This is a genomic window from Providencia sp. PROV130 (assembly GCF_028482225.1).
Lineage (GTDB): Bacteria > Pseudomonadota > Gammaproteobacteria > Enterobacterales > Enterobacteriaceae > Providencia > Providencia rettgeri.
Map to the genome: position 1 here is coordinate 31,536 of NZ_JAMPQC010000010.1, position 21,537 is coordinate 53,072.

General features: G+C 41.6%; 19 protein-coding genes. 9 read left to right on the plus strand and 10 right to left on the minus strand.

Annotation, left to right across the window (positions count from 1 at the left end; translation table 11 throughout):
- Positions 1-44 precede the first annotated feature (44 nt).
- Positions 45-1,223: a calcium:proton antiporter gene (locus tag PSF28_RS07535; RefSeq protein WP_272684849.1), complete on the minus strand. Its 1,179-nt coding sequence runs from the start codon at positions 1,221-1,223 to the stop codon at positions 45-47.
- A gap of 454 nt (positions 1,224-1,677) precedes the next feature.
- Between PSF28_RS07535 and PSF28_RS07540 the strand changes: the two genes are divergently transcribed.
- Positions 1,678-3,291: a GMC family oxidoreductase gene (locus PSF28_RS07540; RefSeq protein ID WP_272684850.1), complete on the plus strand. Its 1,614-nt coding sequence runs from the start codon at positions 1,678-1,680 to the stop codon at positions 3,289-3,291.
- A gap of 109 nt (positions 3,292-3,400) precedes the next feature.
- Here PSF28_RS07540 and ychF read toward each other — a convergent pair whose 3' ends face one another.
- Both ychF and pth read right to left on the minus strand, forming a co-directional pair.
- The gene (ychF, locus tag PSF28_RS07545; protein WP_004910600.1) at positions 3,401-4,492 is read right to left on the minus strand and encodes a redox-regulated ATPase YchF; all 1,092 of its coding nucleotides are present in this window, start codon (positions 4,490-4,492) and stop codon (positions 3,401-3,403) included.
- 102 nt (positions 4,493-4,594) lie between these two features.
- Complete coding sequence (gene pth, locus PSF28_RS07550; protein WP_210835555.1) at positions 4,595-5,185, minus strand: aminoacyl-tRNA hydrolase; 591 nt, start codon at positions 5,183-5,185, stop codon at positions 4,595-4,597.
- Between the two features lie 300 nt (positions 5,186-5,485).
- Between pth and ychH the strand changes: the two genes are divergently transcribed.
- Positions 5,486-5,758 carry a stress-induced protein YchH gene (gene ychH / locus PSF28_RS07555; protein ID WP_115167325.1) on the plus strand — a complete coding sequence of 91 codons (273 nt, stop codon included), beginning with the start codon at positions 5,486-5,488 and terminating at the stop codon, positions 5,756-5,758.
- A 303-nt stretch (positions 5,759-6,061) separates the two neighbouring features.
- Here the strand turns inward: ychH and prs are convergent, their stop codons facing one another.
- From prs to lolB, 3 genes are read right to left on the minus strand one after another with little or no spacing between them, the layout of a single operon-like run.
- Entirely contained in the window at positions 6,062-7,009 is a 948-nt protein-coding gene (gene prs, locus PSF28_RS07560) for a ribose-phosphate diphosphokinase (protein WP_004910604.1), read from the minus strand.
- Positions 7,010-7,065: 56 nt separating this feature from the next.
- On the minus strand, positions 7,066-7,941 hold the full coding sequence (ispE, locus tag PSF28_RS07565) for a 4-(cytidine 5'-diphospho)-2-C-methyl-D-erythritol kinase (protein WP_210835556.1): 876 nt from the start codon (positions 7,939-7,941) through the stop codon (positions 7,066-7,068).
- Complete coding sequence (gene lolB / locus PSF28_RS07570) at positions 7,938-8,594, minus strand: lipoprotein insertase outer membrane protein LolB (RefSeq protein WP_272684851.1); 657 nt, start codon at positions 8,592-8,594, stop codon at positions 7,938-7,940. Before lolB ends, ispE begins: the two co-directional genes overlap by 4 nt.
- 581 nt (positions 8,595-9,175) lie before the next feature.
- Here lolB and hemA point away from each other — a divergent pair.
- The 7 genes from hemA to PSF28_RS07605 are packed head-to-tail and all read left to right on the plus strand — an operon-like array spanning position 9,176 to position 15,788.
- Positions 9,176-10,438, plus strand: a complete 1,263-nt coding sequence (gene hemA, locus PSF28_RS07575) for a glutamyl-tRNA reductase (RefSeq protein ID WP_210835557.1) — start codon at positions 9,176-9,178, stop codon at positions 10,436-10,438.
- 31 nt (positions 10,439-10,469) lie between these two features.
- The gene (gene prfA, locus PSF28_RS07580; RefSeq protein WP_004910610.1) at positions 10,470-11,552 is read left to right on the plus strand and encodes a peptide chain release factor 1; all 1,083 of its coding nucleotides are present in this window, start codon (positions 10,470-10,472) and stop codon (positions 11,550-11,552) included.
- The gene (prmC, locus tag PSF28_RS07585) at positions 11,552-12,385 is read left to right on the plus strand and encodes a peptide chain release factor N(5)-glutamine methyltransferase (RefSeq protein ID WP_272684852.1); all 834 of its coding nucleotides are present in this window, start codon (positions 11,552-11,554) and stop codon (positions 12,383-12,385) included. The genes prfA and prmC overlap by 1 nt, the downstream gene beginning before the upstream one ends.
- A 22-nt stretch (positions 12,386-12,407) precedes the next feature.
- Entirely contained in the window at positions 12,408-13,217 is an 810-nt protein-coding gene (gene sirB1 / locus PSF28_RS07590) for an invasion regulator SirB1 (RefSeq protein WP_210835560.1), read from the plus strand.
- A 46-nt stretch (positions 13,218-13,263) separates the two neighbouring features.
- Positions 13,264-14,118, plus strand: coding sequence for a 3-deoxy-8-phosphooctulonate synthase (gene kdsA, locus PSF28_RS07595; protein WP_004255137.1), 855 nt, complete (start codon positions 13,264-13,266; stop codon positions 14,116-14,118).
- A 12-nt stretch (positions 14,119-14,130) separates the two neighbouring features.
- Positions 14,131-15,033, plus strand: coding sequence for a TIGR01212 family radical SAM protein (locus PSF28_RS07600; RefSeq protein WP_210835562.1), 903 nt, complete (start codon positions 14,131-14,133; stop codon positions 15,031-15,033).
- A gap of 20 nt (positions 15,034-15,053) precedes the next feature.
- A complete protein-coding gene (locus tag PSF28_RS07605; protein WP_210835564.1) occupies positions 15,054-15,788 on the plus strand; it encodes a tetratricopeptide repeat protein in 735 nt (244 codons plus the stop codon).
- Positions 15,789-15,840: 52 nt separating this feature from the next.
- Here PSF28_RS07605 and dauA read toward each other — a convergent pair whose 3' ends face one another.
- The 4 genes from dauA to PSF28_RS07625 form a co-directional block, all read right to left on the minus strand.
- Positions 15,841-17,574, minus strand: coding sequence for a C4-dicarboxylic acid transporter DauA (dauA, locus tag PSF28_RS07610; protein WP_210835566.1), 1,734 nt, complete (start codon positions 17,572-17,574; stop codon positions 15,841-15,843).
- 267 nt (positions 17,575-17,841) lie between these two features.
- Positions 17,842-18,231 (minus strand): hypothetical protein, encoded by a 390-nt coding sequence (locus tag PSF28_RS07615; RefSeq protein WP_272684853.1) that lies wholly within the window; start codon positions 18,229-18,231, stop codon positions 17,842-17,844.
- On the minus strand, positions 18,224-19,582 hold the full coding sequence (locus tag PSF28_RS07620; protein WP_272684854.1) for a phosphatase PAP2/dual specificity phosphatase family protein: 1,359 nt from the start codon (positions 19,580-19,582) through the stop codon (positions 18,224-18,226). Before PSF28_RS07620 ends, PSF28_RS07615 begins: the two co-directional genes overlap by 8 nt.
- Before the next feature lie 181 nt (positions 19,583-19,763).
- Positions 19,764-21,530, minus strand: coding sequence for a bifunctional alpha/beta hydrolase/class I SAM-dependent methyltransferase (locus PSF28_RS07625; protein ID WP_272684855.1), 1,767 nt, complete (start codon positions 21,528-21,530; stop codon positions 19,764-19,766).
- Positions 21,531-21,537 lie beyond the last annotated feature (7 nt).

Here is a 21,537-nt window from a genome sequence, read left to right on the forward strand (position 1 = left end):
CCAATCGGGTATTTTCTTATGCAGCCTTCACGTTTTATCAGTCATTACGGATAAAATAGAATAAGCCCAAATACAGCAAAGATGGCAAGGTGCATCCAGCCTTGAATAGGGGATGTTTTCTGGCCATTAAATGAAAGCATAGTCAGTAACATGGTGATTGCGAATAAAACAATTTCCGCGTTTGAAATCCCCATAATGACTTGTTTACCGGTAATAATGCCGATAATTAATACTGCAGGCACAGTTAAACCTACGGTTGAGACAAATGCACCTTGGCAAAGGTTTATCGCTCGTTGCATTTCATTATTCATTGCCGCTTTTACTGCTGTGATTGATTCAGGCGTAAATACGATAATGGCGATCAGGACACCACCGACTGCTACTGGTGCTCCTAAAGCTTCAATTCCGTAATCAGTCACGATGGCTAAGTAATGCGCAAGTAACACAATAGGGAGTATCAGCCCAATTAACACACAAGAACGAATGATAATGGCTTTTTTGTTTGACTCAGAGTGGTTATCTTTCTTTTCGATATTATTGTCTGTCAAAACATTGTTAGCTGAAATGTATTGTTCTGGGACACTCATCAGCCCTTTAGGCGGTTGGATAAAAAACCGACGATGGCCTCGCATCTGCATCCACAAGAAAGCACCATAGATAAGTATAGTAATACCCGAAATACCAATGGCTTGCGTATAGGAATACTCCCCTTGGCTAGAGGTATAATTTGGTAGGACTAACGCTAAACCAGTCAGTAATACGATCATTGAAAGATAACTGTTTGCCCCTTGCGTATTATATTCTTGTTCACCATTTCTAGCTGAACCTGCGAGTAAGCAGATACCTACGACGAGGTTCATGATAATCATCATCACGGCGAATATTGAATCACGGCCAATGGTTGGAAAATCACCGGGACCTAGTAGAACCGAGGCAATAAGAATGACTTCAATTAAGACAATAGATAAAGTCAGGATCAGCGTTCCGTATGGCTCACCCAATTGTTCAGCAAGATGGTCAGCCTCTTTAACGACGCCGAAGGAAGCGGTTAGAATCGTAATGAACAGCAGTAAAAAAATCCAAGTTGCACTAAATGCAGAAAGGCTGTCATTAAGTAATGTTTCACCACTTAAGATAAAGAAAATGACGACTAACCAAGAGCCGATTAACCGACTCCAAGTTGTTAACGGGATGAGTGGACTATTGAAACAGAAGCGCCCCATATTGTTTTCCTTTAGAAGAAAGGGCCGTCCCTGTTGCTGATACGCACTTGAGGTCGTCCTCAAGCCGAAAGAATATTAATCGGTCATTACTATAGCATTCATCGATTATCTTGCAACTCCTGCTTGGGAATAAGCGTTATAGTCGCTGATAACATCGAAGGGGATTTTGACTCGCTTAAACACGATAAAACAGGATATTTCTATATAACAGATTACTTATTAACTAGCTATAAACATTCATTTATTAATAAAGATTGAGTGAGGTTTGAGTATTGACTTAGCTTAAAGTTTTTCTTGAATAAACAATATTTATTAAGAACTAATAATAATTACATGAGAAATTATTTTTGATTTAAATCACATATGCAGAATATTGTTCATACATTAATGAATCAAAAGCGCTATTGTTAAAAAAATGAAAATAAATTGTTTATTTTATTTGGTGGGGTGACAAATGAGCGCAGTAAAATATGATTATATTATTGTAGGTGCAGGTTCTGCCGGTTGTGTTCTTGCTGCTCGGTTGATCCAAGAGACGCAATCCAAAGTATTACTTATTGAAGCGGGCGGTAGCGATAACCACTTGTTTATTCGTATGCCAGCTGGCGTGGCGAAAATTATTGCCCAAAAAAGTTGGCCTTATGAAACTGAGCCAGAGCCTCACGCGAATAACCGTAAAATGCAAATTGCCCAAGGGAAAGTGTTGGGGGGAAGTAGTTCTGTCAATGGAATGATTTATATCCGAGGCCAAAAACAAGATTATGATAATTGGGCTCTAAATTACGGATGTGAGGGCTGGGGATACTCGGATGTATTGCCATGGTTTAAAAAGGCTGAGAGTAATGAAAGCCTGACAGGAGAATACCATGGAACAGAAGGCCCACTTCCTGTCAGTGAAAATAGATACCGGCACCCATTATCAATGGCATTTATTCGTGCAGCGCAAGAGCATGGCCTTCCTTATGTCAATGACCTTAACGGAGAAAGCCAGCAAGGAACAAGCTTTTACCAGACGACAACACATAATGGAGAAAGAGCCAGTACATCAAGAACCTATTTAAAATCAGTGGAAAAGAGTGATAAGTTGACATTAAAGCTTAGCACTCAAGTGAACCGTATCATCATTCGCGATAACCGCGCGATTGGTGTTGCCTATCAAGGAAAAAATGGCCATGAAGTTGAGGCATTCGCCAGTTGCGAAGTATTGGTCTGTTCTGGGGCGATGGGCTCTGCAAAATTATTGATGCTATCAGGGATCGGGCCAGAGGAGCATCTGTCTTCGTTGGGGATCCATACTCATGTGAATCTACCTGTTGGCAAAAATTTTCATGACCACCTACATATGTCAATTAACGTCACAACTAAGCAGCCAATAAGTTTATTCGGCGCGGACCAAGGTTTAAATGCGATTAAACACGGGGTTGAGTGGATGGCATTTCGCAGTGGACTGCTCACCTCTAACGTTTTAGAAGGTGCTGCATTTAAAGACAGCTGCAACCAAGGTCGTCCTGATGTGCAAATTCACTTTTTACCTATTTTAGATAGTTGGGATGACGTTCCTGGTGAGCCTCTGCCCGCCGCACACGGCTTTTCATTAAAGGTCGGCTACTTACAACCTAAGTCTCGAGGTGAAATTTTATTACGCAGCACAGACCCACAAGCTCCACTAAAAATTCACGCTAATTATCTTGGCTCACCTGAAGATATGGAAGGTTGCAAGCGCGCAGTTAAGTTTGGCTTAGAAGTATTGGATTCCCCTTCATTACAAGCGCTAAGCAAAGAAGTTTTAATGCCACCCGCTTCTGTACGTCATGATGACGCTCAACTTGAAGAGTTTGTCCGAAATTTTTGTAAAACAGTTTACCATCCTGTGGGAACTTGCCGTATGGGAATGGATACCACAACATCAGTGACTGATTTGCGGTTACGTGTACATGGTATTGAAAACTTACGTGTCGTGGACTGTTCTGTAATGCCTGAAATTCCAAGTGGCAATACCAACGCACCAACGATAATGATTGCAGAACGCGCCGCAGCGATGATTATGGAAGATAGAAACACAAATTAACCTTGTGATAGGCTAATATAAAAAAACAGCATAAAACCAAGGTAACACCTGAGCTTTATGCTGTTTCAATAAACTTACGGTACGTTATAGACCAAGCTGATGTTAATTACTACACATTAAACAAGAAGTTCAGCACATCGCCGTCTTTAACGATGTAATCTTTACCTTCTGCGCGCATTTTACCGGCTTCTTTTGCGCCTTGCTCACCACGGTACTGGATAAAATCATCGAATGCGATGGTTTGCGCGCGAATAAAGCCTTTTTCGAAGTCAGTATGGATTTTACCTGCGGCTTGTGGTGCCGTTGCACCGACAGGGATAGTCCATGCACGCACTTCTTTAACCCCAGCAGTAAAATAAGTTTGCAGGTTTAATAACTGATAGCCGGCACGAATAACACGGTTAAGACCCGGTTCTTCAATACCTAAATCAGCCATAAACTCATCGCGCTCTTCGTCTTCAAGTTCTGCAATATCAGACTCAATCGCTGCACAGACGGGAACAACTACAGAGCCTTCGGCTTCTGCAATTTTATACACCACATCTAAGAAGGGATTATTTTCAAAACCATCTTCATTAACGTTAGCAATGTACATCGTTGGCTTTAATGTTAAGAAGCTCAAGTAGCGGATAGCGGCTTTATCTTCATTAGATAACTCTAATGTGCGCAACATACCGGCTTGCTCTAGGTGCGGCAAACATTTTTCTAATGCTTCTAATTCTGCTTTTGCGTCTTTATCGCCACCTTTTGCGCGTTTTTGGACACGATGGATAGCGCGCTCACAGGTATCAAGGTCAGCAAGTGCTAATTCAGTATTAATGACTTCAATATCTGCAGCAGGGTCAACTTGGCCTGCAACGTGAATGATATTGTCATTTTCAAAACAACGAACAACGTGACCAATGGCTTCGGTTTCACGGATATTCGTTAAAAATTGGTTACCTAGGCCTTCACCTTTAGATGCCCCTTTGACTAAGCCTGCGATATCCACGAACTCCATCGTAGTTGGTAAAATACGCTGTGGCTTCACAATTTCAGCTAATTGATCAAGACGTGGGTCTGGCATTGGCACAACACCCGTGTTTGGTTCAATTGTACAGAAAGGGAAGTTGGCTGCTTCGATGCCGGCTTTGGTCAATGCATTAAACAGAGTGGATTTACCCACGTTAGGCAGACCAACGATACCGCATTTAAAACCCATATGTTTCTCACCTTAATAGCGAGGGGCAGACATACGCTGCACCCAATGTTTAGAAATTGGCGCTGATTATACACAAAAAGTCGATTCGGATGAAATGAACTCTTATACCGTTGCTTTAAAGCCATGCAAGCGGTTTATTGCTTTGTCCATACCATCAGCTAGTAGAATGTCAGTACACCTGACCGCTTCATCAATCGCATCATCAATGAGTTTTTGCTCAGATAACGGGGGTTTACCCAAAACAAAGCCAACGACTTTGTTTTTATCACCCGGATGGCCAATACCAATGCGTAAACGATAAAAATTCGGGTTATTGGCGAATTTACTTTGAATGTCTTTCAACCCATTGTGGCCGCCATTACTGCCCCCTAATTTCATTTTAGCTACACCGGGGGGTAAATCGAGTTCATCATGGGCGACTAAAATTTCATCGAGATTGATGCGATAAAAATTGGCTATAGCGGCAACTGATTTACCACTTAGGTTCATAAATGTGGTTGGAACCAGCAGGCGGATGTCATTACCACCCATATTAATACGTGCGGTATAACCAAAAAACTTCGCTTCTTCTTTCAATGGCTGATTATGGCGCTCAGCCAGTAAATCAACATACCATGCACCTGCATTATGGCGCGTTTGTGCATATTCAGCACCCGGATTGGCAAGTCCAACAATTAACTTAATTTTGCTCACGGTGGTGATTTCACTATCAGTTATGAAAAATAATGTCCTAGTTTACCTTGTGAAATGCAGGATGTACAAAATTGTGATGGATAAAGTAACTATGTTTATAATTGCTGAGTAAACTATTCGGATTTTCTGATTTCTTGATAAAAAGCATTTTTTGTACAGATATTCTTGCTAACTTCCTTCCTTGTGATGTCTATCGCAAAAAATTTTACTTAATGCACTATAATCATTACATAAATATAAAGTATGACCGAATTTATTTACACATGCTTGCTTATCAGTTTACTGGTACTGGAGGTATATATGAAACGGAAAAGCGCTCACCTTCTAGGTAATATCTTCATGGGAATCGGAATGGTGTTGATGATCGGAAGTATCGGTGTCAACTTATTCTCTCATATCGTTAACTTAGGCCTTTCAGAACTCATCACGAACGGTTCCTTATTCGGCATTTTTATCGGTGCGATGGTATGGTTAGTCGGTGCTAGGATCGGCGGCCGTGAAAAAGTTGCAGACCGTTACTGGCAATTGAAACAACAATATCATTCACGCAGAGACAATCACCGCTATCCATAAATAGTCTAGAGCAATTAATTGCTGATAATGGTGAACTAGTTTGATAATTAGGCATTAATAAGAGTGAAATTCCAAAGAATTTTGCTCTTTTGTCGTGAATATTGTTCGTTATTTTAGATGGCTATTTTTGTCGTTTCATAATGTGAAGTCACTACTATGATCGGCGATAAAATATAAAAATAAGCACCAGTGGTTTTTTCCCTGCCAAAATCATAAAGCCCCTGCAAATGATATTGCAGGGGCTTATATTTTTTATTGTGACTTTTTCATCACGGTTGAACGCTAAAACCCAATATTGGAGAATTAGTGCTCAAACATTGCTGAAATTGACTCTTCGTTGCTAATACGACGGATAGCTTCAGCTAACATACCTGAAAGCGTTAAAGTGCGAACATTGCTCAGCGCTTTGATTTCAGGAGAAAGAGGAATAGTGTCACAAACAATGACTTCATCAATGACTGAATTTTTGATGTTGTCTACAGCATTACCTGAGAAAATCGGGTGTGTTGCGTATGCAAATACACGTTTCGCACCACGTTCTTTCAGTGCTTCAGCTGCTTTACACAGAGTACCACCGGTATCAATCATATCGTCCACTAAGATGCAATCACGACCTGAAACATCACCAATGATATGCATGACTTGAGAAACGTTCGCACGTGGGCGGCGTTTGTCAATAATGGCCATATCAGTGTCATTCAGGAGTTTTGCGATAGCTCTAGCACGTACCACGCCGCCGATGTCTGGAGATACAACGATTGGGTTTTCCAAATTCTTCTGTAACATATCTTCCAGAAGAATAGGGCTACCAAATACATTATCCACAGGAACATCAAAGAAGCCCTGGATCTGCTCTGCGTGTAAATCGACAGTGAGTACACGGTCTACACCTACACTTGACAGAAAATCGGCAACAACTTTAGCGGTGATTGGTACACGGGCAGAACGTACGCGACGATCCTGTCTTGCATAACCGAAGTAAGGGATAACAGCGGTAATACGACCAGCAGATGCACGGCGTAGGGCATCGACCATAACAACCAGTTCCATCAGGTTATCGTTGGTTGGTGCACAAGTTGACTGGATGATAAAAATATCACCACCGCGAACATTTTCATTAATTTGAACACTGACTTCGCCGTCGCTAAAACGACCAACAGCCGCGTCTCCAAGATTAGTGTAAAGGCGGTTAGCAACACGTTGTGCTAGTTCCGGTGTAGCGTTACCAGCAAAAAGCTTCATATCGGGCACGAGAAAAACCTCAGGCTTGCGTCCAGAGAGATATTGTTGACCAACAGCGACAAGGCTTATTGGTGCAATACACGGGTTATCCCAGCGCGGAACTTGTGCAGTGGGGAAACGTTAACGCCTTGAGCGACGAACCCTTGCACCCACGATGGGGCTTTATTTAACACCTGCAGGGCATCCGCTTGTGTTTCAAATTCAGAAAAAACACATGCGCCTGTTCCTGTAAGGCGAGACGGAGCATATTCTAACAGCCAAGAAACAAGCTGTTCAACCTCACGAAAACGTTTTCTTGCGATTGGTTCGCAGTCATTTGCGTACGGAGCCAGTAATAATGCGGCTAGGGAGCGTTTTGGAGAATTTCGATTTAATTGTGGATCTGTGAAGATCATCGGGGTTGATATTTCAATTCCGGGATGAGCCACCAGATACCATTTCTCTTTAGGGGAAGCTTTGGTTAAAATGTCACCAACCCCTTCGGCGAAAGCAGCATGCCCACGAACAAACACAGGAACATCTGCTCCTAATGATGCGCCTAATTGCGCAAGGACTTCATCAGAAACCTGTGTTTTCCAGTGTTCGTTAAGCGCAATTAAGGTGGTTGCTGCGTTTGATGAGCCTCCACCAATACCTCCGCCCATCGGTAATATTTTATGAATACCGACATCGGCACCTAGTGGGCCACTGTGTTGCAACGTATCACGGCAATAGGATTGTAATAATCTAGCAGCCCGTAAAATTAGGTTTTTTTCGGGGGGAACCCCTTGCATATCCGTCAATAAATTCAACTGGTCGTCATCACGTGTTGTGATAGTGATTTCATCGCCATAATCGACAAATTGAAATAGAGTTTGTAACTCGTGATAGCCATCAGGGCGTTGGCCGGTGATGTACAAAAAAAGATTTAATTTTGCCGGAGAAGGCCATGTTAACGTCATTTCTTCAGTGTCCAACTATCCATTTTCAATTTGATAAGTCTATCACCTTGGAGTAACTCGAGATAGTTTGGCAGCATTGGTGTTGTTTTGCTGTCATAGGAAATATAGTTGAGCTGCCATGTTTCACCATTACTTTTAAACGTAACACTTTTTAGCAGGTGGTTTTCATCTAAGGTGAAGTCTGTTGCACGTCCGGGCGAACCTGTTAACCAAGCGGTTAGGTCATCAATTGGGATTTCCATACCAGTGAGCTGATAAATCAACTCGCTCGGCACGTCACTCATATGGGTTTGACCATCTTTGGTAGTTAATCGAGCTAAATCAGGTTCAACGGTAAGTTCAAGCTCACGGCTACCTAATGGGTTGGTTAACAATAAACGGTATTTTTCCGGTGTATATTGTTGCCAGAAAAACTTAGCGTACGTTTTTGTTTCTCCTCCGTTATAGGCAAAGGAGCCTCGTGTTTGGTAGTCACGTAGCTGACTTAATTCTTGTTGATGTGCTTTCCACTTAGCATCCGATGCGGAGCTGGTTCCTTTCGTGGTTGTTTGTGACGTTGTCACGCAAGCAGTTAGCAAGACGCATGAAAGTGGTAAGAGGCGAAAAAAGTGCTTATTTATGTGCATAAACGGTAAAGCTTGAGTTAATTGCATATCAAATCTCAAAGTTGTATTGGGCGCTGATAGCAGTCTCTATTGAGTTACTTGCATTTAAAGAGGTTTAGTTTAGCGCGATATGGCTATCTGAGTCATCTATTGCACTCGATGATATACCTAACCGATAAAAATCTGTAAGTGATTTACTGTTTGTATACAAATAACATAGTGCATTGACAGCGGGAATGGTTTTCTAAAGTGGCTATTAAACCAATCCAAGCTCGTCACCATTTGCTTTCTGTGCGAAATAATTGCATCCTCTATGCATCTTATTGCAGTTAATTTATCATTGTTAATAATGATATGGCTGATAATCAGTTTTATATAGTATAAATAAACGATAAAATTACGATCAGTTTTGACTGATAAAATCGCCATTACGTCTGTTATTTCGGTTTATTTTTTGGCGTGGGTCATCTTTCTGAAGGATAGGCTTATGCAAACCGTAGAAAGAGAGACGCGGATCATCTACAATAGAACAATATAAATAACAGTCATGCTAATTGGTAGGAAATACCCATCGAGCATAACTGAAAATAATTAGCACTGTAAGCAATGTGAGCAAGTCGTAAAGCATAATGACCTTATTAGCCTTAGGCATCAACCATAAAACAGCACCAGTAGCCCTGCGTGAGCGGGTGGCTTTTGGTCCTGAAAAAATTGACCATGCACTTGAGGAACTTCTCAAACAGCCTCAAGTGAATGGTGGCGTTGTGCTGTCTACCTGTAATAGAACTGAGCTTTATTTGAGCCTTGAATCGCAAGAACGAGCTCAAGAACAGCTAGTAAAATGGCTGTGTGATTTTCATGGTATAACCCAAAAAGATTTACAGCCGAGCCTCTATTGGCACCAAGACGACCGCGCGGTTAGTCACCTAATGCGTGTCGCTAGTGGCTTGGATTCACTTGTTTTGGGTGAACCACAAATATTAGGGCAAGTCAAAAAGGCGTTTGCGCTTTCACAAGGTAACCACTCGTTATCGAGCGAACTTGAGCGTCTTTTCCAGAAATCGTTTTCTGTTGCAAAACGTGTGCGCACAGAAACCGATATTGGTGCGAATGCAGTTTCTGTCGCATTTGCAGCTTGTACACTTGCTCGCCAAATATTTGAATCACTCAAACATTTAAACATCTTGTTAGTGGGTGCAGGGGAAACAATTGAGCTTGTGGCGCGTCATTTACGTGAACATGGCGTACAAAAAATGATGATAGCTAACCGAACACGTGAACGTGCGGAGTTATTGGCCAATGAGGTCAATGCACAAGTCATTTCGTTATCGGATATTGATAACCGCTTAGCGGAAGCAGATATTGTCATTAGCTCAACGGCGAGTCCTTTACCCATCATAGGGAAAGGGATGGTCGAACGAGCAATGAAAATACGTCGTAGTAAGCCGATGTTATTAATTGATATTGCCGTTCCTCGAGATATCGAACAAGATGTTGAAAAATTAAGAGATGTTTATCTCTATACTGTGGATGATTTGCAGTCTATCATTGCACAGAACCTTGCTCAGCGAAAAGCCGCAGCCGTTGAAGCTGAATATATTGTTGAGCAAGAAAGTAGCCACTTTATGGATTGGTTGCGCTCACAAGCGGCAGTGTCTACAATTCGCGATTATAGAGAACAAGCTGAGGCCATTCGGGCAAACATGGCTGAAAAAGCGTTGACCGCTATCCGTCAAGGCGCAGACCCTGAGCAAGTGATCATGCAATTATCGCAACAATTAACCAACCGCCTTATTCACGCTCCAACCAAATCTTTGCAGCAAGCTGCAGGTAATGGGGATGTCGAGCGTCTAAATCTACTTAGGGACAGCCTAGGGCTGGACCATCAATAACCACATTTTAATCATAGGTCTTATATAACGAATGAAGCCTTCTATTGTCGCAAAACTAGAAGCATTACAAGAACGCTACGAAGAAATTGAAGCGCACCTTGCTGATGCAGGTGTAATTGCCGATCAAGACCGTTTTCGTGCTTTATCAAAAGAATATGCCCAATTATCTGATGTCGCTAAATGCTTTAGTGCATGGCGCACAGTACAGGATGACATAGAAACAGCTGAAATGTTGTTAGACGATCCTGAAATGAAAGAAATGGCTCAAGAAGAGCTTAAAGAAGCCAAAGGGCGCAATGAAGAGCTCGAACAGCAATTACAATTGTTGCTGCTTCCGAAAGATCCTGATGATGAATATAACTGTTTCGTTGAAATCCGTGCGGGTGCCGGGGGAGACGAAGCGGCAATTTTTGCGGGTGATCTATTCCGTATGTATAGCCGTTATGCAGAAAACAACCGCTGGCGCGTTGAATTAATGAGCACGAGCGATGGCGAACATGGCGGTTTTAAAGAAGTCATCGCGAAAATTTCCGGTGATAGCGTTTATGGTCGCTTAAAATTTGAGTCAGGTGGTCACCGTGTTCAACGTGTTCCCGAAACGGAATCTCAAGGCCGTATTCATACATCCGCTTGTACTGTAGCGATTTTACCTGAACTGCCAGAAGCTGAATTACCTGAGATCAGCCCTGCGGATTTACGTATTGATACTTTCCGCTCATCGGGTGCGGGTGGGCAGCACGTTAACACCACAGATTCAGCAATACGTATTACCCATATTCCGACAGGCATTGTTGTTGAGTGCCAAGATGAACGTTCGCAGCATAAAAATAAAGCAAAAGCGATGTCTGTATTAGGTGCGCGTATTCGCCAAGCCGAAATGGATAAGCGCCAAGCCGCAGAAGCATCTGAGCGTCGTAATCTGCTAGGTTCTGGTGACCGTTCTGACCGTATTCGTACCTATAATTTTCCACAAGGCCGAGTGACTGACCACCGTATTAACTTAACGTTATATCGTTTGGATGAAGTGATGGAAGGGAAATTGGATTCACTTATCCAACCTATCATCAATGAATACCAGGCAGACCAACTTTCTGCGTTGTCTGAGCAGGAATAATGCAGTATATCGAATGGGTCAAGCAGGCAGTCAACAGGCTGTCTGCAAGTGACAGCGCGAAGCGAGATGCTGAAATTTTACTGGAACATGTCACAGGCCGCAGCCGTACCTATCTTTTTGCATTTGGTGAGACAGAACTCAACGCCGAAGAATTCCAACAAGCTGAATTACTTTTGCAACGCCGTGAGAAAGGTGAGCCTATTGCCTATATTATCGGTGAACGTGAGTTCTGGTCCCTTCCTCTTTACGTCTCTCCTGCGACATTAATACCTCGGCCAGATACCGAATGCATTGTTGAACAAGCCTTATCTAGGTTAACAGAGCAAAAAAATCAAATTTTAGATTTAGGTACTGGGACTGGGGCAATTGCACTAGCCTTGGCATCTGAAATGCCGCAAAGTCAGGTTATCGGTGTTGATTTTAACCCTGATGCAGTTGTTTTAGCACAACGAAATCAGCAGCGCTTGAATATTTCAAATGTCAATTTTATACAAAGTAATTGGTTTGCTTCACTATCAATTCAACAATTTGATATGATTATCAGTAATCCACCCTATATTGATGAAAATGATACGCATCTCAGCGAAGGTGATGTGCGATTTGAGCCGTTAACCGCTCTAGTGGCTAAGGATGAAGGCTTAGCTGATTTAATGCATATCATTCAAGAGTCTAAAAAATATCTTAAAAATCAAGGGTGGTTGCTTCTTGAGCATGGCTGGACACAAGGTCTTGCGGTGCGTGATTTATTTGAAGTACATGGGTACACCAAAATTGAGACCTGTCTTGATTATGGTGGAAGAGAGCGAATTTCACTCGGTCAATGGAATGGTTAAGTGGCATAGCAGTGGGAATGTAATGAAAACCATAGCGAATATAGAATTTAATCAACTCCCTTTAAGTGAAGGGATCATGACTGTTTCACAATGTATCCGTCATGATTTCCCGCTGATGAAAGTGCAAGCTCAGTTAGATAGCTTAGTCTCATCAGCCAAGTCTCGTATCGATTTAACCGCTGATAACGAAACAAAAATTCAGCAATTGGCCTCACTTTTTTATCAAGAGTGGTCGTTTGGCGCAGCTGAAGGGATCTATTTGTTATCGGATATGCTGTGGCTAGACAAAGTATTGTCATCTAAACAAGGTACGCCAGTGACACTCGGTGCTATTTTTTTATATATTGCCGAACGCCTTGATATTGCGATTTATCCCGCTATTTTCCCTACTCAATTATTATTTATTAGTGAAAGAAATGATGGCAGCCAATGGGTAATTAACCCTGTAAATGGTGAGTCTTTATCATTGCACACGTTAAATTTGTGGCTCAAAGGAACCGTTGATCCTTTTTCTGAGTTTTACTACGACCAACTTGAGGTAGCAGAAAACAGCATTGTTATTCGTAAAATTTTTGACACGCTCAAAGCTGCATTAATGGAAGAAAAAAAGATGGAGTTAGCGTTACGGGTTTGTGAAACGCTTTTGACTCTTGATCCTGAAGACCCTTACGAAATTCGTGACAGAGGGTTAATTCTTGCGCATTTAGATTGTAATCATGTGGCATTGAGCGATCTCAATTATTTTATTGAACATTGCCCAGAAGACCCAGTCTCTGAAATGATTAAAATACAAATTTATTCGCTGGATAACCATCCAGTCGTATTACATTAATTAACATACAGGCCAATTTTCCTGTTTCAATATTAAAGGTAAGAGTATGCAACAGAAAGTAGTCAATATTGGTGATATCAATGTCGCGAACGACTTGCCGTTTGTGTTATTTGGTGGGATGAATGTATTAGAATCCCGCGATATGGCGATGAAAGTGTGTGAGCATTATGTCACAGTGACACAAAAGTTGGGGATCCCTTACGTATTTAAAGCGTCATTTGATAAAGCTAACCGCTCATCAATTCACTCTTACCGTGGTCCAGGTCTTGAAGAAGGAATGAAAATATTCCAAGAGCTGAAACAAACATTTGGCGTAAAAATCATTACGGATGTTCATGAGCCAGCACAAGCTGCCCCTGTTGCCGAAGTTGTTGATGTCATTCAATTACCAGCGTTCTTAGCCCGTCAAACGGACTTAGTTGCAGCAATGGCTAAAACAGATGCGGTAATTAATATCAAAAAACCTCAGTTTATCAGCCCAGGACAAATGGGAAATATCGTTGAGAAATTTATCGAAGGTGGTAACGATAAAATTATTCTTTGCGACCGCGGTGCAAACTTTGGTTATGACAACCTAGTTGTTGATATGCTTGGCTTTAATGTCATGGTTCAAGCATCAAAAGGCTGTCCTGTCATTTTCGACGTAACCCACGCATTGCAATGCCGCGACCCATTTGGTGCAGCATCTGGTGGCCGCCGTGGTCAAGTTGCTGAGCTGGCAAGAGCGGGAATGGCGGTTGGGATCGCAGGGTTATTTCTTGAAGCCCATCCAGACCCAGACAACGCGCGTTGCGATGGTCCATCAGCATTACCATTAGATAAGCTAGAGCCATTCTTAAAACAAATGAAAGCAATCGACGAAGTTGTAAAAAGCTTCCCTGAGTTAGATACAAGTCGCTAAGTTAGGCGGTTTATGCAACTCACTGAAGTCGTTTCTATGTTCGGCGCTGATTTACAGCGCCGATATGGTGAAAAAATTTATAAAATTACCTTACATGGTGGTTTTAATTGCCCAAACCGTGATGGCACCCTTGGGCGAGGCGGCTGCACCTTCTGTAATGTGGCTTCTTTTGCCGATGAAAGCCAATCATCTCAAACCATCGATGAACAAATTCACCAACAAATTACCCGAATTTCCCGCGCAAAACGTTATTTAGCTTATTTCCAAGCCTATACCAGTACCTACGCAGAAGTGAGTCTGCTAAAGCAGCTCTATGAAGACGCTTTACAACAGGCTGATATTATTGGCTTGTGTGTTGGAACGCGCCCTGATTGTGTTCCTGATGCGGTATTATCTTTATTGAGTTGTTACCAACAACAAGGTTATGAAATATGGCTTGAGCTAGGTTTACAAAGTGCTCATGATAAAACGCTACATCGTATTAATCGCGGCCATGGTTTTGATGCATACCAACAAACAACGCAAAAAGCGCGTAGCCTTGGATTAAAAGTTTGTACGCATTTGATTTGTGGGCTACCCGGTGAAAATGCCCAAATGAATATGCAAACATTGGATAAAGTACTTGAGTGTGGAACGGATGGCATCAAACTTCACCCGCTACATATTGTTGAAGGTAGTGTAATGGCAAAAAGTTGGCGAGCAGGGCGCTTGGCAACACTTTCTCTTGATGAATATACCCAAATTGCCGGTGAAATGGTGCGTCATACTCCAACTGACATTGTCTACCACCGTATTAGTGCCAGTGCCAGAAAACCGACGTTACTCGCCCCGAGCTGGTGTGAAAACCATTGGGTAGGAATGAATAACTTATATCAATACTTCTTAAAATGGGGAGGCCAAGGCTCTGCGCTTTGACTTCTTTAATGAGAACAATTATGAAACCAAACTTTTTTAAAGCTATTATCGTTTCATCCCTAATTACGTTTTCTTTTCAAGCTATCGCTCAACTTGATATTACCCCTGAAGATAAACAAAAATTTGTACAAACTCACCAAAAAGCAACGAAGAAAGATGCCCTTGCTCAGTATCAGCTGGCCCAAATGTATTTTTCCGGTTTAGGTGTTCTACAAAATCTTAATAGTGCGCGTTTATGGGCAAACGAATCCGCAAAAAATGGTAATGCAGATGGTTATGCGTTATTGGCGGATATCAATCTATTAAGTGATAGTTACTTTTCACAGGAATTGGTTGATGCGCGTAAATACGCGATTAAAGCGGTTGAAATGGGCAGCACACGCGGAAAAATCAGTTTAGCAGAGTCATTGATAAACCCAATTGCAGGTAAAACGGACTATCAACAGTCTATAGAACTTCTAAATGAAGTTAATGCGTTAAATAACCCAGACTATTTTATTGCTCCAATTTTGCTTGGTGTTATCTACCTAGATGGCCAAGGCGTCGCAAAAGATGAAAAGCAAGCACAACAATGGTTTGATAAGGCAAATGAGATGACTTATCCAGGGTATGCAGAATGGATGGCAGCATTTAGATTTTCTGAAGATAACACAGGAACGGTGGCTATCGACCCAGTAAAAGCAAAAAAATTAAGGGCAATAGCCTGCGAAAAAGGGAAAGAAGCAGGGAATGAGATGTTTTGCTTCAATGAGTAACAGTTAAACCGCCATGTAAAAATAACATGGCGGTTTAGTTAAGGGACTTAAATTAAGACGCTGTTGTTGCCTTTTCTGTGTCGATAGAACCCGCCTGTTCGATAGCCTTAACAGCTTCAAGTGCATGATCCATTGAATTATAAAAACTTAACACGCCTTCAATCGGTGTAACTTTTGCTCTTGCCAACGTTTTTAATGGCTGGAACGGAATGTCACAAACTAAGACATGGGTATCTTTGCGTACGGCATCGATGAATTTTTCGAAAGCTTCTAAGCCACCCGCATCTAAGACCGGTACTGCGTCCCATTGCATAATGATGGTTTCATAACCGGCGCTTTTGACACGTAATTCATCAAAAATACGCTCAGCAGCAGCGAAAAATAATGGGCCATTTATTCTTACGACTAAACGGCTTCGCTCTTCATCTGTTTCCGCTAGTTGTGTTGAACGCGTCATATTGGCAATTCGTCGCATAAACAATAATGACGCGAGAACAATCCCGACAGTGATAGCAATAACCATATCGAATAGAACGGTTAGAGACATACATAGTACTAATACAATAATGTCATCTTTTGGCGCGCGTTTAATCAAATAAACGACTTTACCCGCCGCACTCATGTTCCAAGCTACAATCAATAATAATGCAGACATGGCGGCTAATGGCAAATAAGAGAGCATTGGAGCCAGAACCAATAATGTGAGTATCACCAATATTGAGTGAATAATGGCAGAAATGGGCGATGTTGCGCCTGCGCGGACGTTAGCCGCAGAACGAGCTATTGCGGCAGTTGCGGTGATACCACCAAAAAAAGGTGCTGCAATGTTCCCCACTCCTTGGCCAATAAGTTCGCTATTGGAATGGTGTTTGGTTCCCGTCATGTTGTCCAATACTACGGCACATAGTAGTGATTCAATCGCACCAAGCACTGCCATAGAAAATGCAGCAGGCATTAATGCGGTGATCATCGCCCAGTTAATTGGCGCACTTCCGGGGAGCTCCCACGGCAAAACAAACTGCGGTAGGATAGGGGGAATGCCATTACCTTCAGAGCCATCAGGCAATAAATAGCTAAATTCAGAACCAATAGTCGCGACTTCCATGCCAAATAATGAAAGCACCCACATGACTAAAGTCCCGACAATAAGGGCAGGTAAATGGCCGGGAAATCTTAATTTTAATTTAGGCCAGAAGATAAGTACCAAAAGAGTTGAAAGCCCAATTAGTGTATCGCTGTATTGAAACGTGGGGAATGTATTACCAATAGCAATTAGCTTATCAACATAGTTTTCTGGGACATGCTCCATTTGCAAACCAAAGAAATCTTTAATTTGCATTGTGGCAATGGTGATGGCAATACCGGAAGTGAAGCCTAATGTAACAGATACAGGGATATATTCGATGAATTTACCGAACCGAGCAAAGCCCATCGCAAGCAGGATAACCCCTGACATCATTGTCGCAACCAGCAACCCGCTGAGCCCAAATTGCTGTGAAACAGGGTAGAGGATCACTACAAATGCAGCTGTGGGGCCAGAAACGCTATAGCGAGACCCACCTGTTATCGCAATGACGATCCCTGCAATAGCCGCGGTATATAGCCCATATTGCGGCGGAACACCACTTGCAATAGCCAAAGCCATTGCGAGCGGAATAGCGATAATACCCACGGTAATACCCGCAATTAAATCTTTAATAAAGCGAGTAGCTGTATATTTTTCTTTCCAACAAGAATCTATTAGCGCACTAAAAGGGCGCAACCTATTAATTTTTTTTGTACTCATTATACCCTACCAAATAACAGGGTGAAAAATAAACGAAAGATGTACCTATAAGGATACGCTTAGCAATCTGAAAAAAATCTGTTATGTATCAATGAATCTGCAATTATCATAACGTTTTCAGTAACAAAAGTAAAAAACCGTTATATTATAAAGAAAAACAGTTAGAATACATTTTATATAACTGCTTTTTAGTTTTAGGCTGCATATATGTAATAGCAATTTTATTTTTTGAACGGTAAATAATAGTATTGATTAATACTTAATCAATCAACTTGCTATTATTGCTAGTAATAACCCTATCCATTGCACGAGTATTAACCCAAGTGCATGAGTAAAAAGACGTTTAGTCCCTGACCACCTTTGCTGCATCGTGTGATGTTTGATTTTGTTTGGAAATAAAAAATTTAATGCATTATCAAAATGTTCTGTTTCATTATGTGTGTAGATAATTTTAAAAAAATGGTTATCGAGCCATAGGCGATATATATAATACTGGCAAACTATAAATATAATTATATTGATGAATAAAATATATTTAGGGTAATTAGAATAGAAATACAAAGCGAATTGACAAAATAATGCCAATACAGACCCAGTCGCAAAATAACGCCAACTATGAGTTAAAATAGTGATAACTTCACCTTGTTGTTTATTCATCAATGTATTCATTATTCACTCGACTTAGATGGTAATCGGCATACCAATTATTCAGTTGTTGTATCGTTGCTGCATTTAAAATCACTTGTGGGCGAGCTTGTTCAACTAATGCTACGGCTTCTTCTATGTTTTTAGCATCGCCATGATGTACCAACCATGCAACAGCAACAGTCGCACTTCGTGAATAACCTAATTTGCAATGAATGTATACCGCCCCATGTTTTACCAGTGCATCCATAGTATGGACTGACTTTTCGATATCTTCCGCGCTTAGTGGTAACAAATCAATTTGCGGTTGGCTACAATATTTAAGCCCTTTGCTGTAAGAATTGCGAGGCCATTCGCAAGTCATATCTAACACAGCTTGAGTTTGCAAAGCGTAAAGTGGGCGCCCTCCCAAAACAATGTGTTTATTCACAATACTGGGTTGTGCGCAGTGCTTAGCAAAGTAATGATAGGTTCCCCAAGCAATCAGCCGGTATGGTAGTAATAAAATAGCGGCAGAAGGGGAAATATTCCCTTCCGGTGTTTTTTGGAAAACGCTAGCACCAGCGCCTAAATAACCAAGGGTAATAAAAAAGAGAGCGATAGCGGGCCATAACAGTAACCAAGCGAATCCTTGGAAGATAAACGCAAGAATAAAGCAAACAAGAGAACCTATGCCATAATTTTTGCTCATTTTAAAACTGCGAGGTGACCCCGTGTAATGCCATTGCCAGTGAGTTTGTATAGGAAGTAAATAACTAATTAATAAGCCAACGGCAAAGCCGGTGACGACATCAATAAAGTGGTGCTGCCAAGTCGTCAATACGGACAGGAGAATGAGTATCGACCAACTATTAAGCAACCAGCGCCATTTTGTTGGTGTATGTGCTCGAAAACGTAACCATAAGATCCACAATAAAATAATATGTAATGAAGGAGCTTGGTTAAAGGGGAGGTCAAATAGCTCTAGGCTGTCAAACATCCAGCCAAATAGGCCATCAGTACTTGGTCGAGGGAAACTAAACTTAAGTGGAAATAGCAAAAAACCAATACAAGCGACAATCGAAGCCGTGATGAGCCGTAAGCCATGGATCATTTGTTCTTTACGGGTTGTGCAAATAAATAAAGATAACCCATAAAAAAGATCAATGCTCCAATAGGGAATGATAGACCAAGGGAGAAATGGAATATGGGTTTCCCAAGAAAAAACGATAGAAGGAACCTGATTTAACGTTGCGGTATACGTATTGACTTGGCCATAAGTTAGGAAGAAAAAAGGTGCTAGAAAAACTAGCCATAGCAAACCAGAGCGTATTATTTGGCGTCGAGATACAGCCTGTTGAGGTTTGCGAGTTGCGGTTATCATCCTTTATCCTATTCCTTTAAATGGCAACGAACTGGCGGTGATATCAGTAAATGATTAGGGAAACAAATAACGCTAAGCAGCATAGGTGCTTTGCGGGCAATAAACAATGGCTATCACCTAAAGTTGAAGTTAGTGATTGATGTCAACAATGTGGCATCAATCACAATGCGAGATAAATAGGCTAACGTCGTCTAGCTATGGATACGCTGAATATGCCCCAGTTATCAATTGATTGGTTTAGTTTTTCAAAGCCCGCTTCTTCAACTAAAGTATCCATTTCGCCTTGGCTACGACAACGCATAACCCATGCTTGGCCACCTTGGTGGCTTGGTAGTACCCGAGCAATCATTTCAACTTGAGGGTGCCATGGCTGGCAAGTATAAATTAATAGCCCGCCAGATGGGATAGCTCGAGAAAGTCCATTTAATGAAGCTTTTATCATTTCATTACTGGGGAACAGTTCATACAAACCACTGACAATGCCAATTGTTGGAGATGGTGAAACCGCGGCTAAATCATCGGCGTCAAAAGCATTACCTTCAGTAAATTGAATTTTATCTTCAAGGTAACGTTCCTTAATATGTAACTGTCCTTGTTCAACATTGATAGGGCTATAGTCTCTTAATAGGACAGACTCAACTTTGCTATAATCATTAATTGCATCAAAGATATAACGACCTTGGCCTGCGGCAATATCCATAATTCGAACAGGGTTACCTGTCTCCGTGAGGTCACGAATCGCTTGCCGAATAATATTTTCAATATTCACTTTGCGTTGGCGTATTCCTTGCCAGCCTATACTGTTGAGATATTGCCTATCAATCACACGGCCAAATAAGCCTTTACCTTGGGCTTTGTCGCGGTATACGTAATCGAGAGTTGAACCTGAATCAAACCCTTTGTCATAACCAATGCGAATACCTTCAGAAGCTTTGCCTAGTGTGCTCATTGATTTGCTCATAATTTTATAAGCAAGATTTTTAGGGCACCATTTAGGCAAAGGAGTCATGAGCGAACGATATTTTTCAGCACTGATACTCCAGATATCCTCATATTGATAATTATGTTGGTAGCGCGGTAAGGCGAATAATTTTCCAATAAAATCACGGATTTTTTCAATTGGGATATGGCGTTCTTTTTCACCTAGCGTGTCGTGATAAAAACCGGGCAATATATGCTTTTCTTTTATTGGGGTATTTAATTTTTCAAAAAACTGATGTTGAGGTCGATGGTGGACAACGTGGTCACTACCTGAAATAAATAATTGAGTTGGTAAGGTAATTGCACCTGCATCGGCCACTATACGTTCAGCTGTTTTATATAATTCAAGTAAAATATTGACGGCAATAGGGCGAGTGATCAATGGGTCGCGATTAAACGAATCAATTCGTTGTTCATCATGAGTCAGAAATTTAGCTTTGACATAGGAATTCACATAGAACAAACCGCGAGCCTTTTGCATTAAAGCAAGCCCTGCTCGGGCAAATGGAACATACAATTTAACCTTAAATGCAGGAGAGGCGAGTACCATTCCACGAATTTTGGGGGCGTAATCATGAACCCAAGCGGAGACAAGGACGGCCCCAACACTTTGCCCGATAACAACGATATTTTCTAAGGGAATATTATATTGGGAGGAAATGTGATGTACGAATTCATCGACATCATTGACAGACGTGCTTAGTGAAGGGCTATAACCTCGAGGGCCATCATTTCTACCATGGCCACGGGCATCCCATGCAAACATCGCATAGTCAGGTAAATTGAGTTCATCGACTAAATGGGCGACACGGCCAGAATGTTCATGGCCACGATGAAATAAAATAATCGCTTTGTTGGTCGAAGTCTCTGTTGGCCAATGTCGATAAAAAAGAGAAGTATGGTCACTGGTGGTAAATTGGGACTCAATAACGGGACGTTGCGTCAGATAATCTGTCTGAGCGTTCATAATTCTT